The sequence below is a fragment of the Paenibacillus harenae DSM 16969 genome, assembly GCF_000422465.1.
Taxonomy (GTDB): Bacteria; Bacillota; Bacilli; order Paenibacillales; family Paenibacillaceae; genus Pristimantibacillus; species Pristimantibacillus harenae.
Map to the genome: position 1 here is coordinate 387356 of NZ_KE383842.1, position 20562 is coordinate 407917.

Annotated in this window: 13 protein-coding genes and 1 pseudogene; 11 read left to right on the forward strand and 3 right to left on the reverse strand. The window is 48.2% G+C overall.

Annotation, left to right across the window (positions count from 1 at the left end):
- Window positions 1–299 precede the first annotated feature (299 nt).
- Complete coding sequence (locus H581_RS0111820; protein ID WP_028610166.1) at window positions 300–2858, forward strand: rhamnogalacturonan lyase; 2559 nt, start codon at window positions 300–302, stop codon at window positions 2856–2858.
- 197 nt (window positions 2859–3055) lie between these two features.
- Here H581_RS0111820 and H581_RS33835 read toward each other — a convergent pair.
- Both H581_RS33835 and H581_RS33840 read right to left on the reverse strand, forming a co-directional pair.
- A pseudogene (locus tag H581_RS33835) lies at window positions 3056–4613 on the reverse strand (IS1182 family transposase).
- 410 nt (window positions 4614–5023) lie between these two features.
- Window positions 5024–6838 carry an RCC1 domain-containing protein gene (locus H581_RS33840; protein ID WP_051250723.1) on the reverse strand — a complete coding sequence of 605 codons (1815 nt, stop codon included), beginning with the start codon at window positions 6836–6838 and terminating at the stop codon, window positions 5024–5026.
- Window positions 6839–7886: 1048 nt separating this feature from the next.
- Here H581_RS33840 and H581_RS0111840 point away from each other — a divergent pair.
- The 8 genes from H581_RS0111840 (at window position 7887) to H581_RS0111885 (ending at window position 16279) form a co-directional block, all read left to right on the forward strand.
- Window positions 7887–8162: a hypothetical protein gene (locus H581_RS0111840; RefSeq protein WP_028610167.1), complete on the forward strand. Its 276-nt coding sequence runs from the start codon at window positions 7887–7889 to the stop codon at window positions 8160–8162.
- A 345-nt stretch (window positions 8163–8507) separates the two neighbouring features.
- Window positions 8508–9761, forward strand: coding sequence for a carboxylate--amine ligase (locus H581_RS0111845; RefSeq protein WP_028610168.1), 1254 nt, complete (start codon window positions 8508–8510; stop codon window positions 9759–9761).
- A gap of 818 nt (window positions 9762–10579) precedes the next feature.
- Complete coding sequence (locus H581_RS0111850) at window positions 10580–10846, forward strand: hypothetical protein (RefSeq protein WP_028610169.1); 267 nt, start codon at window positions 10580–10582, stop codon at window positions 10844–10846.
- Between the two features lie 141 nt (window positions 10847–10987).
- Window positions 10988–11116, forward strand: a complete 129-nt coding sequence (locus H581_RS39320; protein ID WP_281169534.1) for a hypothetical protein — start codon at window positions 10988–10990, stop codon at window positions 11114–11116.
- A gap of 582 nt (window positions 11117–11698) precedes the next feature.
- On the forward strand, window positions 11699–11866 hold the full coding sequence (locus H581_RS38355; protein ID WP_169507497.1) for a hypothetical protein: 168 nt from the start codon (window positions 11699–11701) through the stop codon (window positions 11864–11866).
- A 182-nt stretch (window positions 11867–12048) separates the two neighbouring features.
- Window positions 12049–12177: a hypothetical protein gene (locus H581_RS39325; protein ID WP_281169535.1), complete on the forward strand. Its 129-nt coding sequence runs from the start codon at window positions 12049–12051 to the stop codon at window positions 12175–12177.
- Window positions 12178–13021: 844 nt separating this feature from the next.
- Entirely contained in the window at window positions 13022–14152 is a 1131-nt protein-coding gene (locus H581_RS0111880) for an MDR family MFS transporter (protein ID WP_028610171.1), read from the forward strand.
- Between the two features lie 240 nt (window positions 14153–14392).
- Window positions 14393–16279: an ABC transporter ATP-binding protein gene (locus H581_RS0111885; protein WP_281169552.1), complete on the forward strand. Its 1887-nt coding sequence runs from the start codon at window positions 14393–14395 to the stop codon at window positions 16277–16279.
- Window positions 16280–17245: 966 nt separating this feature from the next.
- Here H581_RS0111885 and H581_RS0111890 read toward each other — a convergent pair.
- A complete protein-coding gene (locus H581_RS0111890) occupies window positions 17246–18151 on the reverse strand; it encodes a helix-turn-helix transcriptional regulator (protein ID WP_028610173.1) in 906 nt (301 codons plus the stop codon).
- Window positions 18152–18371: 220 nt separating this feature from the next.
- Between H581_RS0111890 and H581_RS0111895 the strand changes: the two genes are divergently transcribed.
- On the forward strand, window positions 18372–19454 hold the full coding sequence (locus H581_RS0111895) for a glycoside hydrolase family 172 protein (RefSeq protein ID WP_028610174.1): 1083 nt from the start codon (window positions 18372–18374) through the stop codon (window positions 19452–19454).
- A gap of 61 nt (window positions 19455–19515) precedes the next feature.
- Window positions 19516–20523, forward strand: coding sequence for a LacI family DNA-binding transcriptional regulator (locus H581_RS33845; RefSeq protein ID WP_036718509.1), 1008 nt, complete (start codon window positions 19516–19518; stop codon window positions 20521–20523).
- Window positions 20524–20562 lie beyond the last annotated feature (39 nt).

The following is a 20562-nucleotide window of genomic DNA, read 5'->3' on the forward strand; positions in this document are numbered from 1 at the left end:
CTTGTCGCCCGACAACCGCCAGCTGGCGTTCGTCAGCTATCTTCTATCATCTAATGGCAGGGAGCCCTGATGGGCTCTTTTTTTGCGGCTGACGGGGTCAATGGCGATCTGCGAGAATAAGAGAGCAGCAGCTCACGATCCTTGAGAAAATCACTGATTTTTAACATAATATATCGATTATTTGGGTGTCGATGACAGAATATTACAACTATAATGAGTCGTAGAAAGGGGGGGCAGCCTCTAGCAGTCTAGTCAATCAGCAGGGTTCTATCAACTAATTAACGGATGGTGATCAAGTAATGAGATTAAAGAAAGCTCCATTTGGCAGGAAGCTGCTGACAGGCGTTGCGGTTATTCCGCTTCTGCTTGCGAGTATAACGGCGGCATCAGCCGCCGGTACGGAAATGAAAGGCGCGGAAGGCCTCGCCCGCGGCATTCAGCTGGAATACCTGGATCGCGGCTTGACGGCAGCCTTGACCTCGGAAGGCGTGTTTCTAAGCTGGAGACTGCTCGCAAACGAAGTGACCGGCTATTCGGAGAATGGTCTGACCGGCGCGAATTTCAACGTGTACCGCGACGGCATTAAAATTGCAACGGTCGATGACAGCACCAATTATCTCGACAAAGACGGCTCCACTGCTTCGCGCTATCATGTAAGCGCTGTCGCGGAGGGACGGGAGGTCGATCAAAGCGCTCAGATTAAGCCATGGGGTAATTCCTATACGGATCTGCCGCTTCATAAACCGGCAGACGGAGTCACGCCTGCAGGAGAGGCGTATACCTACTCCGCAAATGATTTGAGCGTAGGCGATGTCAACGGCGACGGGCAGTACGAGCTGTTCGTCAAATGGGAGCCTACCAATTCGAAGGATGTCTCGCAGGTCGGGTATACCGGCAACACCTATATCGATTGCTACGAGCTTGACGGAACGCTGCTGTACCGCATCGATCTGGGCGTGAACATTCGTTCCGGCGCTCATTATACGCAGTTCATGGTTTATGATTTTGATGGAGACGGCAAAGCGGAAACTATGCTGAAGACGGCTCCGGGAACCAAGATCATCACGTATGATGAGGAAGGCACGGTTACCTCCGAGGAATATATTACGATGCCTCAAGAGGATCTCGATACAGGCTACAGCAACACGGATGACTACAGAATGAGCAGAGAGGATTATTATGAGCACATGATTGAGATGTTCATGGGCTGGTCCGGGCATGAGGAAGTGAAAAAGGGCAGTTGGTCGGCAACTCTCGAAGAGAGCTTCGGAATCGAAAAGAAATACGACTATCCGTTATCGAGGGTGGATGCGGAGAGCTTGGTCGATTACTTCATGGACGTATACGCGCCGGGCAGAAGCGCGCGTAATAATCTCCGGGCATTCGAGGGTTTTATTCTGAATGGACCCGAGTACCTGTCCGTCTTTAACGGCGCAACCGGCGCTGAGCTGGAGACGGTGCCTTATAAGCCCGGACGCGGGGATGACGGTCTTCTGTGGGGCGACTATGCGATGGCAAGAATCGAGCCGGGCAACCGGGTGGACCGTTTTCTGGCCGGGGTAGCTTACCTTGACGGCGAGAAGCCGTCAGCAGTATTTGCGAGAGGCTACTATACGAGATCGACGCTCGTCGCCTACGGCTGGGACGGCAAGCATCTGAGTGAGCGGTGGTTCGTTGACAGCGGTTGGACGCCGATGACGAATCCTTTCAATGACGGGCCTCACGGCCGGGACGGAACGGATCCCGAGTTCGGAACCATAACGACGCAAGGCGCCCATTCCTTAAGCGCCGCGGATGTTGACGGCGACGGCAAGCATGAGATTGTATACGGAGGCGCTACGATTGATCATGACGGAACTTTATTGTACAGCTCGATGGATGTCATGCCACCGCAGAGCGCAGCTCCGGGTACTACGGCCAGACTAGGTCATGGCGACGCGCTTCATGTGACGGATATTGATCCGGACCGGCCTGGGCAGGAAATCTTCATGGTGTTCGAGGGCGGCGTTTGGGCTCCATACGGCTACGCTTTACGTGATGCAAAAACGGGCGAAGTCATCTATGGGGGCTATACCGGGAAAGATACGGGACGCGGCATGGTTGGCGACGTGGATCCGAATCACAGAGGTCTCGAAACATGGGCGGTCGGCCTGTGGACGGCGGACGGCAATCAGATCAGCTCATCCGCGCCCGGCACCAATATGAATATCAAATGGTCGGCGGACATGACGACTCAAATGGTGAGCGGCGCCATCGATGCCACGCCGTCCATTGATGATTGGAAGAAAGGCAGATTGCTGACAGCCGAAGGGACAAGAACGAACAATTATACGAAAGGAAATCCGGGTCTGGCAGCGGATATTCTCGGTGATTGGCGAGAGGAACTTCTCGTCCGGACAGCGGACAGCGCGGCGATTCGGATTTATCTCAGCACCGAGGTTACCGACCGCAAGCTGTATACGCTTATGCATGACGCTCAGTATAGAGCGGAGATCGCAAGACAGAACACCGCGTATAACCAGCCGGCGTATACGAGCTTTTATTTTGCTTCCGATACGGATTGGGCTGCCGTTCCGGTTCCCGCCGTTCAGACCCCGGGCTTGCTGACGGCCCTGCAGATGCTTCTGGAGGATTATGCGGCGTCCGGCGAATTGAAGGGGCCGATCGTACCGCAGCTGAACAATACGTTAAAGAAGGCTATCCATCATATGGAGAGCGGTTCCATTCAGAATGCGGTGAAGGCGATGGAGAAATTCGCGGATCAGCTGGACAAGCAAACGAAGAAAGACGAAGTTTCCGAACAGGCGAGGAAGAACCTGTCCTATCAGACGGGGTTATTCTTAGAGATATGGAATTAAGGGGCAACTGCCACATGCCCATCAAGCTAAAATTCTCGAATACCCCCAAAACGAAAAAAAAGCTATCCTTTATTAACAAAAATGAATAGGAGCTAGATCGTAAAGGGGCTGTCTCAAAAGTAGGTTCACTTACTTGATGAGACAGCTCACTTGATAAAAAAATCGGCAAATATTAAGGAATAGCGGCGCTAGGGAGGCTATCCCTGCTCCGCTTTTTTTAGTTTTCGGTCTGTTGCCGCCTTCTTGAGCAGATTATGGGCGAGCGAAAGCCACCCGACCTCAAGGTTTACCTTCGGCAGACCTCGAAGCAGAAAACGCCGGAATCCCCGGTTGTTCTTCATTTGACCAAATACGCTCTCCGGTTCAATCATCCGCCGAACCGATAGCACGTACCCTTCCTCGCTTTGGAGCTTCTCTCTTGCTTGCTGCTTGTATTTCAGATACTTCAAACTTACGGTAATTTCTCGGTTTCCTTGTGCTTTTGTACATGCCTCTTTGAACGGGCACCCTTCGCAGCTCATGCTCCGGTAGTGACGCCTTTTTATTTCGTACCCACTCTCAGTCAATTCTTTAGACTCATAGCGAAACAGAAGTTTGCGTCCAGCCGCACACGTCCATGTATCTTCGGCCTCGTCGTACCCCCAATTGTCCAGCTTGCTGATGTCCTGCTGCCACTTCTTCGACTTTTCCTTATGGTACGTACTGTATTTCACGATGGCTCCCAGTTGTTCACTTTCCAAGTAAGCGTAGTTTTCTTCTCCACCGTAGCCTGCATCCGCGATAATCGTTTCCGGCAGCTTTCCAAGAGCGTCTTTGACCTTCTCTAAATGAGGTTTTAAGCAACGTGTGTCTGTGGGGCGTTGATGCAAGCTGTATCCGATAATGAACTGATTCTCCGTTCCGATCTGTATGTTATATCCCGGCTTCAGTTGACCGTTTCGCATGTGATCTTCTTTCATTCGCATGAAGGTAGCGTCATGATCCGTCTTGCTGAAGCTGTTCCGATCCCCGAGGATCTCTTGCTGGGACTCGTATTTCTGCAAACGCGGAAGCAAATCTTTGCGAAGCGCGAACCGCTTTCTTCAAAGGCTTGTCCTTCGGTTGAGTTTGAAGTTTCGCTTCCAATTGTTGAACGGCTGCCTCCAGTTTTTCGCTGGTTAAAGCAGATAACTCACCGAGCTCGGCAAGGTCTTGTCCCGCTTGTTCGCCATCTTCTTGCTTCTCGGCTTGTGCAATCGTCGCAAACAGCGTCTGCACTTTCTCTTGCAGCTTCGCCTTCTGTTTCACGACCGCTTTGCCCCAAACAAATGTGTACCGATTAGCGTTTGCTTCGATTTTGGTGCCGTCGACAAAGTAATGTTCGAGCTTCACGTAATCCTCCTCGACTAAGAGCTGAAGAACAGAGGTGAAGATGGTTTCCAGCACGTCTTTCATACGCTCGGAGCGAAAACGATTGATGGTGCGGAAGTCTGGGCGCTGCCTGCCGGCAATCCACATAAACATGACGTTTTCGCGAATCGCTTTAGCAATTTGACGGGAGGAGTAGATCCGTTGTGTGTAAGCGTAAATGAGGACTTTGGTTAGCATTTTGGGGTGATAGCTGTCTCGGCCTCCTCCTGGATAGGCGTCAGTGAAAATTTGGTCATCTAAACGGTTGACCGCATCATTCACCACGCGCACAAGGTGATGAGGAGGAATGTCATCCTCCAGGTCCATTGGCAGATGAAGTTGGTCCATGGTATATTGAATGTACAAAAGAAACCTCTCCTTTTGGTATGTGGTTGGGTGGTACCTCCATTTTACCAAGGAAAGGTTTCTTTTTGTTTGACAAATTGAAGAAGGGGCGTCCTTTAGTCATCTACTGATGACTTTTGGGACAGCCCCTTTTTTAGTTAACTATGCTGCTTTAATCCAGCCGTGGTTTAATCAATCATTATCAGTGTTCCCAGTATAAACGTAAAGATGGCTGATATTTCTTTGCCGTCGCCGTGGCTCTCATAGGCTGTCATGAGTCGATAATTCAAACATTAACAATTACATATGGTTGAGCTAAACTGCCAATTAGTTCAGCAGTCTGCCGAACGGTTTGCGACTGTTCAAAGAGGGGGAGGATCCGGCCTTATCACCGAATCGCGGCCGGCCATTAAGTTTCCATATCAGTATCTTCAGTGATTGTCATATTTGATGCTTACATAGACGAAAACTTTCTTATCGGGACTAAAATCATTGCCCGTATGACCCTTAACTCTCCACTCCGCTTTGTAACCTTCGGGCACCTCGGCAGCACTGTACTCAGTACCATTTGTGAGTAACGTCGTATCTTTCGGCAATCGGTTACCCTCGCCCACGGTCTCCAGACTAAGGTCATATTCTTCCCCTTCCGGGGAAACCATAGAGACCTTAACGACTCCATGGGAACCTTCAGGGGGGCTCCAAGATCCACTCAACACTTGTCCTGAGGACGAAATGTACCCGTAATATAACGAATACTCATAATTGGATCCGCCGTATGAATAAGTTTTGGAATCGGAAAGCTGAAAAGAGACGGGAGCCGTATATGCTCTAGTATATATCCTCACTTCTTTTTTCACACTTTGATTGCCATCGGCATCGACGGCGACCAATGAAAAGAGGTAGGTCGACTTTGGGGACAGCCCCTTCACTTCATAGCTGTTCACTTCCCCGTTCAGGGTATTCAGTAGCGTATTGTCTTGGTATACCAAGTATTTGTCTACACCCTTATCATCTGTGGCCGGCTGCCAATTCAGCTGTACGCTGTTATAGGTTACTTCGGTAACCGTCAGTGCGTTTTCCACAGGCCACTTTGGCGTTTCAGGATCAAATCCTTGAACTTGTAAGGGAGTATAACGGGCTGTCCTTGTTCCATCGCCGAGTTGTCCATAGCTATTCCATCCCCACGCCCAGACGGTTCCGTCGCTTTTGAGAGCCAGACTATGCTCATAACCCGCAGCGATGGCTACCACCGAATTGAGATTTTGCACTTGAACGGGACTGTTACGAATGTCAGATTCGTAACATTCACCGCCTTTCAAAGGGCATCCCCATGCCCAGACGGTTCCGTCGCTTTTAAGCGCCAAACTATGCCATTCGTCCGCAGCGATGGCGGCTACAGAATTGAGACTCTGTACCTGAACGGGGGTAGAATGGAGATCAGTTGTTCCATCGCCGACCGTACCTCCCCATGCCCAGAGGGTTCCGTCGCTTTTGACCGCCAGACTATGGCTAGCCGTAGCGATGGAGACTACCGAACTGAGACCATGCACTTGAACTGGGGTAGAATGGAGATCAGTTGTTCCATCGCCGACATTACCTCCCCAAGCCCAGAGGGTTCCGTCGCTTTTGATCGCCAAACTAGTGCTAGGACCCGCAGCTACGGCAGTCACCGAATCGAGACCTCGCACCTGAGCCGGAGTAGGGAAGTAAGTTAAATGGTCTGTCACTGTTCCATTGCCGAGTTGACCAGCGCTATTAAGTCCCCACGCCCAAACGGTTCCGTCGCTTTTGAGCGCCAAATTATGTTGACCGCTCGCAGCGATGGCGACTATTGAACTGAGACCCTTCACTTGAATGGGGGTTAAACGGTATCGATCTGGGTCTTCGCCAAGGTTACCATACTCACTGCTCCCCCACGCCCAGACGGTCCCGTCGCTTTTGAGCGCCAAACTATGATCATGACCAGCAGCTACCATGACCACCTCTTCGAGGCCTGTTACCTGAACGGGAGTGGTACTGGCATACCCGGTACCGTTGCCGAGTACTCCACCTTGTCCCCACGCCCAGACGGTTCCGTCCTCTTTAAGAGCGAGAGAATGACCCTTTCCTCCTGCAACCATCGTTACACCCAAATTCGAACTCTCTGCTGCCACCGCGGAACCGGCCTCAGTGGCGGCTGCCTGAAAGGGTAAAATCAGTGTCATCACAAGAAATCCACAAACTAAAAGCATAAACTGTCGTCTCATCAATCTTCACTCCCATTATTTTTTCCTTAAATCTACCATATTTCCAAAATCTATGAATGTGCTCATTGCACTATTAGGGGGCCCCCCACATGCCCATCAAGTTCTATATCCCAAAATGGGAAAACAGGCTATCCTTTCTATATCAAGCATAATTCCATAGAAAGGATGGTTTTCCATGAATTCTACTCCACTTTCTATCAGCAAAGAAATGCAATTACTAGCTCAACAGCTTCAACAGCATTTTTCTTCTACCCAACTTGAAGAGCTCGCAAGAAAAGCAGGATTCGTCCAACGAAAAAGCAAATATACTGCGCAGGATTTGGTTTCCTTATGTGTCTTTTTAAATGATCATGTATCGATGTGCTTCTCCAATTCTATCGGATGATTGAAAAGAATGGACGTAAGTCACATCGGTATGAGAAGAAAACCGTATTTGACATTCTAGGTGTAGTCTATGAGTGTAGACAAAAATCTCGACCTGCTGCCTAGAAATTTGAAATATCAAAAAAATGAAGCAGCGAAGGCTTATTTAAGTCTGTACAAAATCCAGTTCTATGCTAATTGCTTGGTTCAAATGAAGAACAGTAGTATTTGTTCCTTTTTTTTTATCTTAGCTTGATGGGCATGGGGCAGCTGCCAAGAAATTTGCAATTAGAGGCTTTATTTAAGGGAGTTAAAAACGTGAACGAGCTGCAGAGCCTCCTCGGTCAGAGGGCTCTGCAGTATCCGAACAATTGGCCGTTCTGCGCAATAAAGTGATCCGTAACGAGTCATAATTAATAAACAAAGGTGTCCGTAAGAAAGACAAAGGAACGCCTTGCCCGTTTTTGTGTTTCCTAAACACGTCCTGGCCCTAGTGGTTTCATAGTTCGGAGAAAGTTCAAAATGTTTTTTGAGCTTTTCTTAGCAATGTAAGACAGTCTGTAAGACGTTGTGTAATACACATTGTAAGACGAGTGTAATAAACATTGTAAGACATTCTATAAAGTTTTAAAATCAACTTTTTGGAAATAATATAAGTTAAATTAGATTGAAAAGAGTTGAGTGTATGTTTTTTAAGAAACTTGTTGACGGCGATGAAAAGGATTTCATTTTTGTTCAAAATAAAAACGATGAGATTTTCGAAATATCACCCGAAGACGTATTGGTAATTAGCAGTGAAAATGGAACAGAAACTGGTATGGCAGTATTTCAAACATCGAACGATATTTATTATGCTATTCACACAGAAGAGGCCACAAGGAAATTAGCCGAAAAAATTGGTGTTCCGTTTAGAGTAACAGAACAGAAGGGGGCCGACTGTCGTGCCGGCATCGATGGATAAAAAATACATAGCAAAGAAGCCCAAGGGCTGCACCTCCTCCTCTGAGCTTTTTTATTTATAGGGATATAAGATCAATGTAAGTATAAGATTCGTAGCGCGGTCGGTTCGTATGTCAAATTCGAACTGATCGTGTTTTTTCTGTTTTCGTAAATATTGTTGCTGTTTATACAAAAATGACAGAACCGCTGAAAAGTTCAAAATTCTTGGCAATATCCAGGCTGATTAATGGGTTCATTTGATGTATTACCTTCGCTTAAATGTAAAGGATGAACGGTTCCGCTCATTAATGGATTCATATTTTAGGTTATAATAAGAGATATGAATGTTGTTGAACAAGGAGGAAACATGAATCGTTACGATTTTTTACCGATTATTCTCGGAAGCGACGAAAATGCATATGGAAACGTAATACTCATCCATGAGTCATATCGGATCAAGCCGCTGCTGCTGTGCACACGGCTGTTAACCCCAACCATGAACAGCAAATTATTTGATCTCATTCAAATCGATCGATTTGATCATGATAGCGTATTTCCGGGCGCTCTGCTATCTATATTGGAAAAACACGCCGCTCCGAACAGAAAACTAATCGTCATTCCTTGCTCGGATTACTATGCCGGCATGATGTCGCGGCATTATAGCAAATTCAATGGACTTATTGGCAATCAATTTATATCCGAGGCTTTGCTTGATACGCTTGATACGAAAGATAAATTCTATAAACTATGTGAAAAACATGGACTGTATTATCCCAAAACGATTGTTTGCGAGCAGCATGAGCGTGAAACAGCGCTGGGACAAATGGATTTTCAATTCCCAATCGTCGTAAAGCCCGAAAACAGCAATGCCTACGCGTATTTGCATTGTCATTTTGAAGGCAAAAAGAAGGTGTTTTTCTTTAACGCTAAGGATGAGTATTTAGCAATGGTCAAAAGTATGAATACATCCGATTATAAAGGAAAGTTAATTATACAGGAATTTATTCCCGGAGGGGACAGCTCGATGCGTGTCATCAATAGCTACTCCGACGACAAAGGGAAAGTGAAAATGATGTGTCTCGGCCAGCCGGTGCTTGAGGAATATGCACCGAAAACACTCGGCAACTATGCAGCGATTATTAGTCGATCCGATATGGAAATCTATCAAAAGGTAAAGGTATTTCTTGAAGAAATCGGTTATATCGGTTTTTCCAATATCGATATGAAATATGATAGCAGAACAGGCAGATATATGATGTTCGAGATTAACCCGCGACTAGGCAGAAGCAGTTTTTTTGTCAGGGCGGCAGGACTTAACATAATAGCTGCGATGATAGATAATGTTGTCATTGGCACGGACGCAGACTGCGTATACAGTGACAAAACAGCCCTTTGGACAAATGTTCCGAAAGTCGTATTGCGAAAATATGTAACTGAACCGGAATTATCTGCTGAAATTAAAAAGCTGTACAAACAGAAACAGGTGCTCAAAACACTTTGGTGTAAAAAGGACTTGAACCTGAAACGCATTTTAAAAGTCTCAAGGTATTATTTCGGCCATATAAATAATTACAAACGATATTATTTTAACAAGAGACAAGCAGTATCCACCGAATTGTGAGGATAGGTACTTATCAAAATTGATAGATATGTGGTTTTTAGTGAATTCCAGTTGAATGTGATGATAGATTGAAATTACTTTGTTATTTAATTGTAAATGACCGAAAAGCATAGCGAAGTGGAGAATAGAACGAATGTGATAATGCAGGAACTAGATGAACGCGACAAAGTCTATGTAAAGAGATTGCAGGCTGCGCTTCAAGGGAAGCGGCTTTCTTTTTCTCTTGGTACTGGCTGCCAAGATGATTCCGGACCAGGATACATTTATCCCTAAATTTCCGACGATCAAACAATTAGGGTATTGTAACCTTATATCATTCTGTTCTTTATTTGGAATTACAATGAATTTTTTTGGCCGCTCATTGTAACCAAATAGATGAACTAAAACGTCGGCGACTTGGTTAGTCAGGTGGTTTATTTCACTATTTTCGTCGATATTTTTGTAAGCGTCAAACTCTCCCCACCGTTGAATCGAGCAAACGCTATGAGATAATCCTCCTCAGAAGCAAAAAAGAGAGGATTATTCTATGGGCAGAGATGAGATTCAAATGAAATGGGAAGCGCGTATCCAGGCATTCCGTGTGGATAAGAAATAGGTCTTGCTCTTGACGTAAGGTCAACGATTATACTTCGGGGTGCAAGACATTATTTTAGGAGGCGAAGAAACGATGCGGATGAATCGATTGTTAAAAAAGACTGAACAAGGAGTAGTGGATCATTATAGCCGGTATGTTGTTGTCAGTATTCATTAGCGGGCATTTCTTCAGCATGTCCGCCTATGCATCACAACGCGAATCGTTTTCTGGGGGGCATTTGAGCATGGAAACCAAACGATTGGAAACCTTTATGGACGATTTTTTTCAACGTTTGGATGTGACGCCTTTTTACACAGGCGCGGGTGTTGTTGTTGTTCAAGACGGGGAAGTGAGGCTGCAAAAAGGGTATGGCTATATGGATACTTCTCAACAAACCCCAATTGAGCCCGATGCGGAGCATATCTCACCGGATTTCGCCGAACGGGCGGCACAGTTTTCGGAACGAGAGGATTTGGAGATCGAGATGACTTCACTGCTCTCGAATTTATAAGCAATGCATCGTAAAGGCGTTCCACCTGATAACTCAAAAGCGCAAGAAACCCTAATTAGACTGATGCAGATGCTGATTCTTCCGTTGGAATCCTATGTTGAGTCCAGTCGCGTGAAGTCCATCAAGTAGGAGGATTTAGAGTTGCTGTCCAATCCATTTTTATTCCCCGAATCCATATCCGCCGAAGAGGAATCTTATTTGTTCGAAGTGCTGCGACATATTGATGATTCCGTTTGGAAGGAGATCGTAAGAAAATCGGATATGTCCTGATAATTTGTTATGGGCTGATTTTCCGGCAGCACTTCTGACTCTGATAGTATCCTATGAAAACAGGAGGTTGCCTCATGTCCCCAAAAGAACAGCGCCATACACCGTGGCGCGAAGGCGAGCGTGGTGTATATAGTGTGATTGATACAGCGAAGGGGAAAGGGCTCAAGCCCTATGACTCAGGTTCTCTACGAGCAATTGCCACAGCTAACTGAATTTCTCGATTCCAAGGCGCTGGAGTCTCTTATACTTTGGTCGACCACGCTACCGGCAGAATGTCGGCTGATCGGCAATCAATAATAGAATAAACTAATCTCGCTCCCGCCGATAGGTGGGGGCTATTTGACGCTCACAAATTTTTGTTACATCTTGCTGAGATTTATTAGCCTCTAACGCACTTTCCAGCTTACATATCCATCACTCTCCCCGATTTTCTCATCCTTTCATATATGGAATAAACGAGAGAAATTATCCGCAGCCTTAAGAGCTTCATTATTTTTGCAGTAAGCCCGGCGCATAATTCGCTTTATAGTGATAAATAATTGTTCAGAGTACATTTTTTGCATCTGACAAGGAGGTTATCTCATGAGTAACAAAATCGAAGCGATTCGGGCCGATCAGCAAAATTTTCTGGACGAAACGGAAGACGAGGTTAAAGAAGTCGCTCAAAGCACCCAAGGCGGCGAAGCTGTAGAAGCAATAACGGCCCACATCAATAAATATGACGTAGCTGAGGAAAACGAAAAGAGTTAAAAGTCCCGTGGATCGGATTCACACCTTTTCTCAGCTGCTAAACAGCATTCCTGGAAAAATCAATTTGAACAGTTATCCGACATCATGCAGCAGAATTCTGATTCGCAAGCATACCAGCAAAAGGTATACTGGCAGCTCACTCATTAACATTGAAATAAAATAGATGTAGGAGGACAAGTAATATGCAAGAAAAACAAGATATTCAAGAAATGCCACAGACGGATATCCCTGAAATCGAGCAATCTGATCTTACAGAATTTGAACAATCCACTTCACATCCAGACGATGATGACATTAGAGTTTGTGATTGAATAATTGAAGCGAAAGTTGCTCTCAGTCCGTTGAGGCGGGAATTGGAGCAACTTTCTTTTTATCAGCTAAACCGGAAATGCGTTAAGACCATATATTTCATTAGTTAATTTAGTAAATTGTCTTGAGATTTTTTTGATGGTGGAGGTGCGAACAAGTAAATGATGAGAAAAATCTTGGTAATGCTCTTGTTGTTCCTTTTTGTTTTTGGAATTTCGACGACGGATATTTACGGCGAGTCGTATGAAAAGCGGAGGGAATTGGAGCAGAAGGACACTATAAAGCCTTATAAACGCGGAGGGATTCGTTCACCCAGACGAAGCTATGATCCCGGAATCAGCCCCCCCGGTCGTACTGCTCCGACGAGACCGGACAATGCAGCTCGCAATCCTACTCCTCCAAGAACGACTCCCGTACCTCGAACCGGATTCGGCGGGTTTTTCGGCGGAATTTTTGGGGGATTGGCACTGGGGACAATCCTGGGATCGCTTTTCAATCCGTTCGCTGGTTTTTCGCTCGGTTTTCCATTTCTTTCACTGCTAAGCTTCGCGTTATGGTTCATCGCTATTTTTGCCGTTGTTCGGATGTTTCGAAGGCGTAAAGGATATTAATCGGAAATCCGGGTTATCAACCGGCATCTGTTCCACTTGACTTCGATCATTTTGAGAAGAATAAAAATAACGCCTCCGAATTTGGGGCGCTCTCTAGCTATAGGATAATTCAAGGGAAAGAATAAGTCTAGTTTTTTCTTGTTTTTTTCGTTATATTTTTACTGCTGCTTTCGCGGAGCGGTAAAAATGTCGTGCTTTTGCAGACCGGTCTGTAAAGCCTGGGAGCGTTTCTGAAATGACAAATGAAGCACCAAACTTTAAATTACTGACGGCCGGGTTGTTATTAGGTTTAATTCTTGCCTCGCTTGACCAGACGATCGTCTCCACCGCGATGCCGTCCATCATGGAGCAATTAGACGGATTATCGTTGTACAGCTGGGTATTCTCCGTTTATTTGTTAACCTCCACGGTATCCATACCGATCTACGGCAAGCTGGCGGATTTGTATGGACGCAAGAAAATGTATCTGATGGGCTTATCTCTCTTCCTTGCGGGATCATTATTATGCGGACTTGCCGGAAGCATGGAGCTGCTGATCCTGTTCAGAGCCGTTCAAGGGCTCGGGGCAGGGGCGTTATTGCCGCTTGCGTTCACGATCGTGGGAGATCTGTACCCCCCTGAGAGGCGCGGTCCCCATCTGTTCAAGATACGAGCGATTGCCGCAGGCAATGTTACGGGATTTTTTATGAGCGCGGGAATGTTCGGGGCGATTGCTTATATTCCGCTGTTTGTACAGGGAATTATTGGGGTCAGCCCTTCCGTTACGGGATATATACTTACGCCGCTTATGCTGGCGGTGGTGGTTACGACGACGTTTGGCGGCTGGCTGATGGGCAAATGGTCCTGTCGCATGATTCTCATCCCGAGTCTTGCCTTGATGGCGGCCGGCTTTCTGCTTCTCAGCCGGATGGATTCGGAAACGAGTTTATTTCAAATCGTGATCTATATGGTTATTACAGGGCTGGGAATGGGAGCCGTCTATCCGACGATCGGCACCGCCGCGCAGAGCGCTGTCGATTTCAAATTTCGGGGCGCCGCGACTTCCTCGTCGCAATTATTCCGTTCGATTGGCGGAACCGTCGGCGTCAGCGTCCTGGGCAGCCTGCTTGTCCAGCGTATGGCGTCGGGCTTGAACGAGATGGGCGGCCTTACCTTTTTGAAGGATAAACAGCTTCAAGACTTTGCCGATCCGCAGCTGCTCATGGACGCGGAAGTACGCTCGTCCCTGCCAGAAGAGGTGTTGTCGGAGCTTCAGTCCCTATTCAGCCAATCGTTGAACGGCGTGTTTTTCACCGGCTTTCTGTTTGTTTTCATCGCCCTGATTGCTTGCCTCTTTATGGGAGATGCCAGGCTGATACGCCAATAACCATGCAATCTTTAATTAAACCTCAATTTTACTGATATGTAAATTTCATATTGCCCGATTATCCCTCATGTATGTGGAGATTAATGGGAGAGCCTTCATGACTGCCTTCACGGGCAGTCATTTCGCTTATTTCCATCCATTTCCTTGGGTTTTCTTTACAGGCCGTACTTTGTAATCACTTACATCATGAACTAAGATGGGGAGGGTTTCAACAATTGATCCTGTTCGGGGGGGATTCAGATTAGTAGTCCGGTCAAACGTTATTTATTATGGGCAAAACCTTACTGGTGGACAATCGGGTTTATCATCGTGCTTGGGGTCATTCAGTTTGTGGCTCCGCTGTCGACGCCGATCTACACGCAAATCTTGATTGACGATGTGCTGACAGGCAAAGGCGGCTGGGAGCTGCACCAGATGATCGGGGTTATGTCCGTTATTTTATTCCTCGGCGTCATCATCAATTTTATCCGAAACTACTGCTCGGCTTTATTGGGCAACCGCATGATGAAGGATCTCCGTGAGCAGCTATACAAGCATTTGCAGAGAATGCCGGTGAGTTTCTACGATCAGAGGCAGGTTGGCGGAATTTCCTCCCGGGTCATTCATGATATCGGCGGCGCGCAAAATCTGATCGGCGGGGGCATCATCAATCTCGTTCTTGATTTGTTTCTGGTTTTGTTCGCGGGTTTTCTATTATTTCGGATGAATGGTTTTTTAGCGGCTTTGTCATTGGCCATCTTACCTTTCTATTATTTATCCTTTACCAATATGAATGTGCATATCCGGCTTGCATGGCGGTCCGTGCACCGGCAAATGGAGCGAATATCCGGAACCTTGGTCGAGCGGATGGCGGGAATCCGCATCGTTCAGGCATTTAACGGGGAGAGGCAGGAGCAGGAGCGGTTCGCCAGTCAAACCAAGCGTCACTATCATCACACGGTATATGCGCATTTGTTCTCGAATGTGCTGGGACGCCTCAGCGAGACGTTCGCGCATACCGGAGGCATCCTCATTTGGCTGGTCGGGGGGAGCATGGTGCTCGCGGGCAAAATGACGGCAGGCGAGATTATCGCTTTTCAGATGCTGCTCGGCAATCTGTACGGCCCGATTCAACGATTCGCCGACGTGAACGTCACGATCCAGAATTCGATAACGAATATCGAGCGCATCTTTGAGGTGCTTGACGAGAAGCCGTCGATCGTCGAGTCGGAGCATGCGGTCCCCATGCCGAAATGCAACGGGCATATCTTATTTATGAACGTTTCCTATACGTATGTGGCCCGGAACGTTCATTTTCAGCAGACCGCGGCAGGAGCGGTTAATCCGGATTTGATCGACCGGGAAAAAGCGCCGAAGCGGTTCTTCTGGAAGCCGACGAACGTACGTCCCGAGCCGCCGGAAATTACGATCGAAGAGAGGCAGGGGATCAAGGATATCACCTTCGAGGCTCGCTCCGGCGAGGTCATTGCTCTCGTCGGTCCGAGCGGTGCGGGCAAATCGACGCTGATCAACCTGATTCCGAGGTTCTATGAAGCGGATCAGGGAGAGGTTTTCATCGACGGGCGCGATGTCCGCGAATACCGTCTGGACGATCTCCGCAGGCATATCGCCTTGGTACTGCAGGATAATGTACTTTTCTCCGGCTCGATCAGAGAGAATCTCGTCTATGGCCGCCCCGAGGCGTCAATGGCAGAGATCGTCGAAGCGGCGAAAGCGGCAAATGCCCATGAATTCATTATGCAGTTTAAGGACGGCTATGAGTCCATTATCGGCGAGAGGGGGATGCGTTTGTCGGGCGGACAGAAGCAGCGGCTGGCGATTGCGCGGGCGATTCTGAAGGATCCGAAAATACTGATTTTGGACGAAGCGACCTCCGCTCTCGATTCCGAATCAGAGGCCATGGTGACGGAAGCGTTAGAGCGGCTGATGAAGGGAAGAACGACGTTCGTCATTGCGCATCGTCTCGCTACCGTCGTCCGGGCGAATCAAATTTTAGTGATCGACAACGGGGAAATCGTGCAAAGCGGCAGTCACCGCATGCTGCTGCGCGAAGGCGGCCTGTACCGCAAGCTTTACGAGCAGCAGTTGAAAGCGATGAAGCCGGAGGAGCTGGCGGGGTTGGCGTAGGGAAGGCCGGAGCACTCAGCGGGTTGGATTATACAGTGCAGGAAATGTAGGGCTGGCTCAAGCAAGTACAAGGCATTCGGTTGGTTGGTATTATAAAGTTGGGAATAATCAAAATTGGAAGAAGCATGTTCAGAGAGAAACCATTTGAAGAAGTAAGTACAAAGAAACCATTTGAAGAAGTAAAGACTGACTGGTCAGTGGAATTGCAAAGTGAGGATATAGGCTGTCCCCAAGTAGGATGAATCTACTGATGGGGCAGCTTGTTCTTCAAGCAGGCAAGATCAGATCTGAAAATTAGACCTGATCGCCCGCAGTTATCCTGCGCCACCGTTTTTTATTTAGGGCAATAACTCTTGTTTAAGCAGATTATGGGCAAGCGTAGCCATCCGTCCTCCAGGCTCGCCATCGGCAAGTCTCGAAGCAGAATCCGTTGGAATCCCCCACCAATAGGTATAGTGGTTTCATTCGCCCGGATGGTGCATCGACAAAGTCATGCTTCAACTTCACACCGTTCATCTCGACGGGAGCAGCGATCAGGTGCATGTAAGCACTAAGCCGCATGCTTATACTGGAATTCATCCAGCGTACGAACGGGTTTTCGTCCCATTAGGTGGCTATCGTGGATTTCATCCAGTGGAAAAAGCCTCGTATCCGAGTATGAGTCCTCAAACAGTTAAAGTTACTGTAATGAATACAGGATAGGCTGAAAATAGGTTGTGATGCTCGAAAGTTACTGTACTGAATCCAGGATAGCTTAGTCGTTAATGCGTGGTAGAGAAGCAGAGCTGTCCCTCAGATCACTTTAAGAGCCCCGCCCGCATCGTGCTTAAAAGCGCCATCAGGTCTAAATATTAGATCTGTTGCCGACGAAACGAAGCAATCCGGCGCTCAGCACGCCGATATTCAAGGATCAGATCTGATCGTTTATTCTATCGCTGGCATAGAATGACCAAGATCCCAACCCCATTACCTCTCCTCCGACCCGGTAAAGGTTTGAATGAACTTGCGCGGCGAGATGCCTTCGATTTGCTTGAACGCCTTGCTGAACGCGTAAACGCTGCCATATCCGACCTTCTCGGCTACCGAGGATACCGACAGGGGGCTGTAAATCATTAGATCCTTGGCTTTCTCTATCCGGTAGCGCATTTGGAATTGATGCGGCGTGAGCCCGTATTTTTGCTTGAACAGCCGCGAGAAGTGGAAGACGCTGAGCGTAGCGGTCTTCGATAGCTCTTCGAGCAGCAGCGTCTGGTCGAACCGTTCCATGATAAGCGTCGCTACGGCGTCAAGCGACTTATGGTGAACGCTCAGCCGGTTGGCATCGCTGGATTCCAGTCCTTTGACGATCAGATACAACAGCTTGAGCACCAACGATTTTTGCAGGATGTAATAGTCCAGATCCCGCCGCTCGTAAGCATGAATCAGCTGCTGCAGCGCCTTCAAGATTTCCCCGTGATTTTCGATCCGGATCACATCCGGAATTTGCAGCGAGTCCCCCAGCACGTCTTCGCGAATCCACCGTAATTCCTCCCCGCTGCATTCCGACCGTTTCTTGTAGTTGATGGGAACCTCCTCGAAGTCATCCTCGTTCATTGCGTCAAAATGAATATGCGGCATCCAGCACTCGCCGATCGATTCGATGAATTCATGCTCCTTGCCCGGCTTGAACAGAACGATTTCACCCTGGCTGATCATGTGCACCGTATCGTCGATCCGAAGCGTCAGCCCTCCCTTTTCCAAATAAAGAAGCTCATAGTCAAAAATAATGCGTGATTTCAACCGCATCTCGGTCTCGCGATGGTTCCATGCCCTGCGCACATTCGGCGACAGCCGCAGAAGTAATGATTTTTTAGATTTGGAAAGCGCTTCCACTTTATCACCTCGAAATAGCAAGATTGGATAAATAATAACAAGTTACAATAAAGAAGTCCAAAAAAAACTATGATAATATAGGCAATGTAATCGTTAACACGAAAATGTGGCCGGAGACAAGATAGCATCTTCTATTATATTATGGCCGCCTGTGCGCTTCAATACTGTCCTGTTCTTACCAATTGACGGACTACACTTATGCTGGAAGGAGCAACCGAATATGAGTATGTTTAATGGGCTGGATATGGGAATCGGAAGCTTGGCTAGAGTATCAAACGCAAAGACGCGTTCGATCAGCGCGGAAAATTTTAACGGGGAAAAAGGAAAAGGCGGCATGGCGACCGAAGGAACGGGCGCCGGATGCGCCCGCGATCTCGGAATCGGCTGGAAAGTATCCCCATCGGTAGAGATTGCGCCCGGCACGACCTTTACGATGGCTGACATCGAAGGACCCGGTGCGATTCAGCATATATGGCTGACCTGCTTCCCGTCCCATTGGCGCAATATGATCCTTCGCATGTATTGGGACGACGAGGAGCAGCCCTCGGTGGAAGTGCCGCTCGGCGATTTCTTCTGCAACGGCTGGCAGGAGCGCTGCAACGTGAATTCGCAGCCGGTTGCCGTAAATCCTGCGGGCGGGATGAACAGCTTTTGGCTGATGCCGTTCCGCAAGCACGCCAAAATTACGGTAGAGAACAGAGAATCCGATAAAGTCGTTCTTTATTATCAGGTGGACTATACCTTGACGGATGTGCCGGACGACATGGCTTACTTCCATGCGCAGTGGAGAAGATCCAATCCCGTGCCATACAAAGACGTGCATACGATTTTGGACGGCGTAAAGGGCAAAGGGCACTACGTCGGCACCTATCTCGCTTGGCAGGTAAACAATACCGGCTGGTGGGGCGAAGGCGAAATCAAGTTCTACATGGACGGAGACAAGGAGTTTCCGACGATTTGCGGCACGGGAACGGAAGACTACTTCGGCGGCGCATGGAACTGGGAGCAGCCGATCGGGCAGTATTCCACTTACTCGACAGCCTATCTGGGCATGCATCAGCTCATTAAGCCGGACGGATTATACCGAAGCCAGACCCGCTTCGGCATGTACCGCTGGCATATCATGGACCCGATCCGCTTCGAAGAAGATTTGAAGGTGACGATCCAGGACCTGGGCTGGCGTTCCGGCAGACGATATTTGCCGCAGCAAAGCGATATCGCCTCCACGGCGTTCTGGTATCAGCTCGAGCCGCACGCTCCGCACCCGGAATTGCCGGGCAACGACGAGAGGGAAGTCATCTAGTCTTCGCCTGGTTGACGCAGCGGCACGATACACAATCATTTAGCGCCCGAGGTGAAAGGCTTTGCTTAAAGCAACGATTAAAGAAGTAGCTGCGGAAGCGCAAGTGTCTACGGCGACCGTGTCCCGCGTCCTCAACAACAGCTCTAAGGTGAGCGAAGAAGCGAGGCAGCGTGTAAGCGCAGCTATCGCAAAGCTTAATTATGAGCCCAGCGCCATAGCGAGAAGTTTAAAGCAGGACAGGACATTTATGATCGGCATCATCGTACCCGACATTACGAATCCGTATTTTATGGAAATTTCGAAGGGAATCGAGGATACGGTCGGCCAAAACGGGTTTCAGCTCATGTTCTGCAGCTCGGATGAAAATACGGATAAAGAAAAAAAGCTGCTGCAGCTCCTTAACGAAAAGCGTGTCGACGCGGTCGTCGTGGCGACGGCTGGCGGCAACGGAAGCAAGATCGCAAGCATGTCGCGTTCCGGCCTGCCTGTCGTGCTGATTGATCGCAGCCTGGAGAAGCACGACGGCTTCAAGCAGCTGGATCTGATCGCGGAGGATAATGCGGAAGGCGCATATATGCTAACCAAGCGGCTGCTGGAAGACGGCCATACATCCCTAGGTGTTGTTAACGGCCCTTCCTGGGTAAGCACGGGGAAGGAACGTTACGACGGCGTCCTTCGGGCGATGCGGGAATCGGGAATCGAGCATTTGCCGTATGTGTTCAACGGCGATTTCTCCGTTGAGGGCGGAATTCGGGCGGTACGGCGGTTCTGGCAGGCGAAGCAGAAGCCGACGGCGATCATATCGCTCAATAACCGGATGACCTTCGGCGTACTGATTGAGCTCATACGGCAGGGTCTGCATATTCCAAGCGATGTGGCCATCGCCTCCTTCGGCGAGGTCGAGGCTGGGCAGCTGCTCAAAAATCCGAAGCTCTATTATATTGACCAACAGCCATATGACATGGGAAAGCGGGCCGGCGAGCTTCTGCTCAGTCGGATGAATAAGCAGAGTGTGAGCATGCGTTCACACTTGGAAATATTTAGACATCAGCTCAAATGCTTTCATTAATGCAGCACAGTACATCGATATTGATCGTTTAGGAGAGAT

Coding starts and splice junctions, on each gene's coding strand:
- H581_RS0111820 (WP_028610166.1), top strand. CDS start 300: ATGAGATTAAAGAAAGCTCCATTTGGCAGGAAGCTGCTGACAGGCGTT.
- H581_RS33840 (WP_051250723.1), bottom strand. CDS start 6,838: ATGAGACGACAGTTTATGCTTTTAGTTTGTGGATTTCTTGTGATGACA.
- H581_RS0111840 (WP_028610167.1), top strand. CDS start 7,887: ATGTTTTTTAAGAAACTTGTTGACGGCGATGAAAAGGATTTCATTTTT.
- H581_RS0111845 (WP_028610168.1), top strand. CDS start 8,508: ATGAATCGTTACGATTTTTTACCGATTATTCTCGGAAGCGACGAAAAT.
- H581_RS0111850 (WP_028610169.1), top strand. CDS start 10,580: ATGGAAACCAAACGATTGGAAACCTTTATGGACGATTTTTTTCAACGT.
- H581_RS38355 (WP_169507497.1), top strand. CDS start 11,699: ATGAGTAACAAAATCGAAGCGATTCGGGCCGATCAGCAAAATTTTCTG.
- H581_RS39325 (WP_281169535.1), top strand. CDS start 12,049: ATGCAAGAAAAACAAGATATTCAAGAAATGCCACAGACGGATATCCCT.
- H581_RS0111880 (WP_028610171.1), top strand. CDS start 13,022: ATGACAAATGAAGCACCAAACTTTAAATTACTGACGGCCGGGTTGTTA.
- H581_RS0111895 (WP_028610174.1), top strand. CDS start 18,372: ATGAGTATGTTTAATGGGCTGGATATGGGAATCGGAAGCTTGGCTAGA.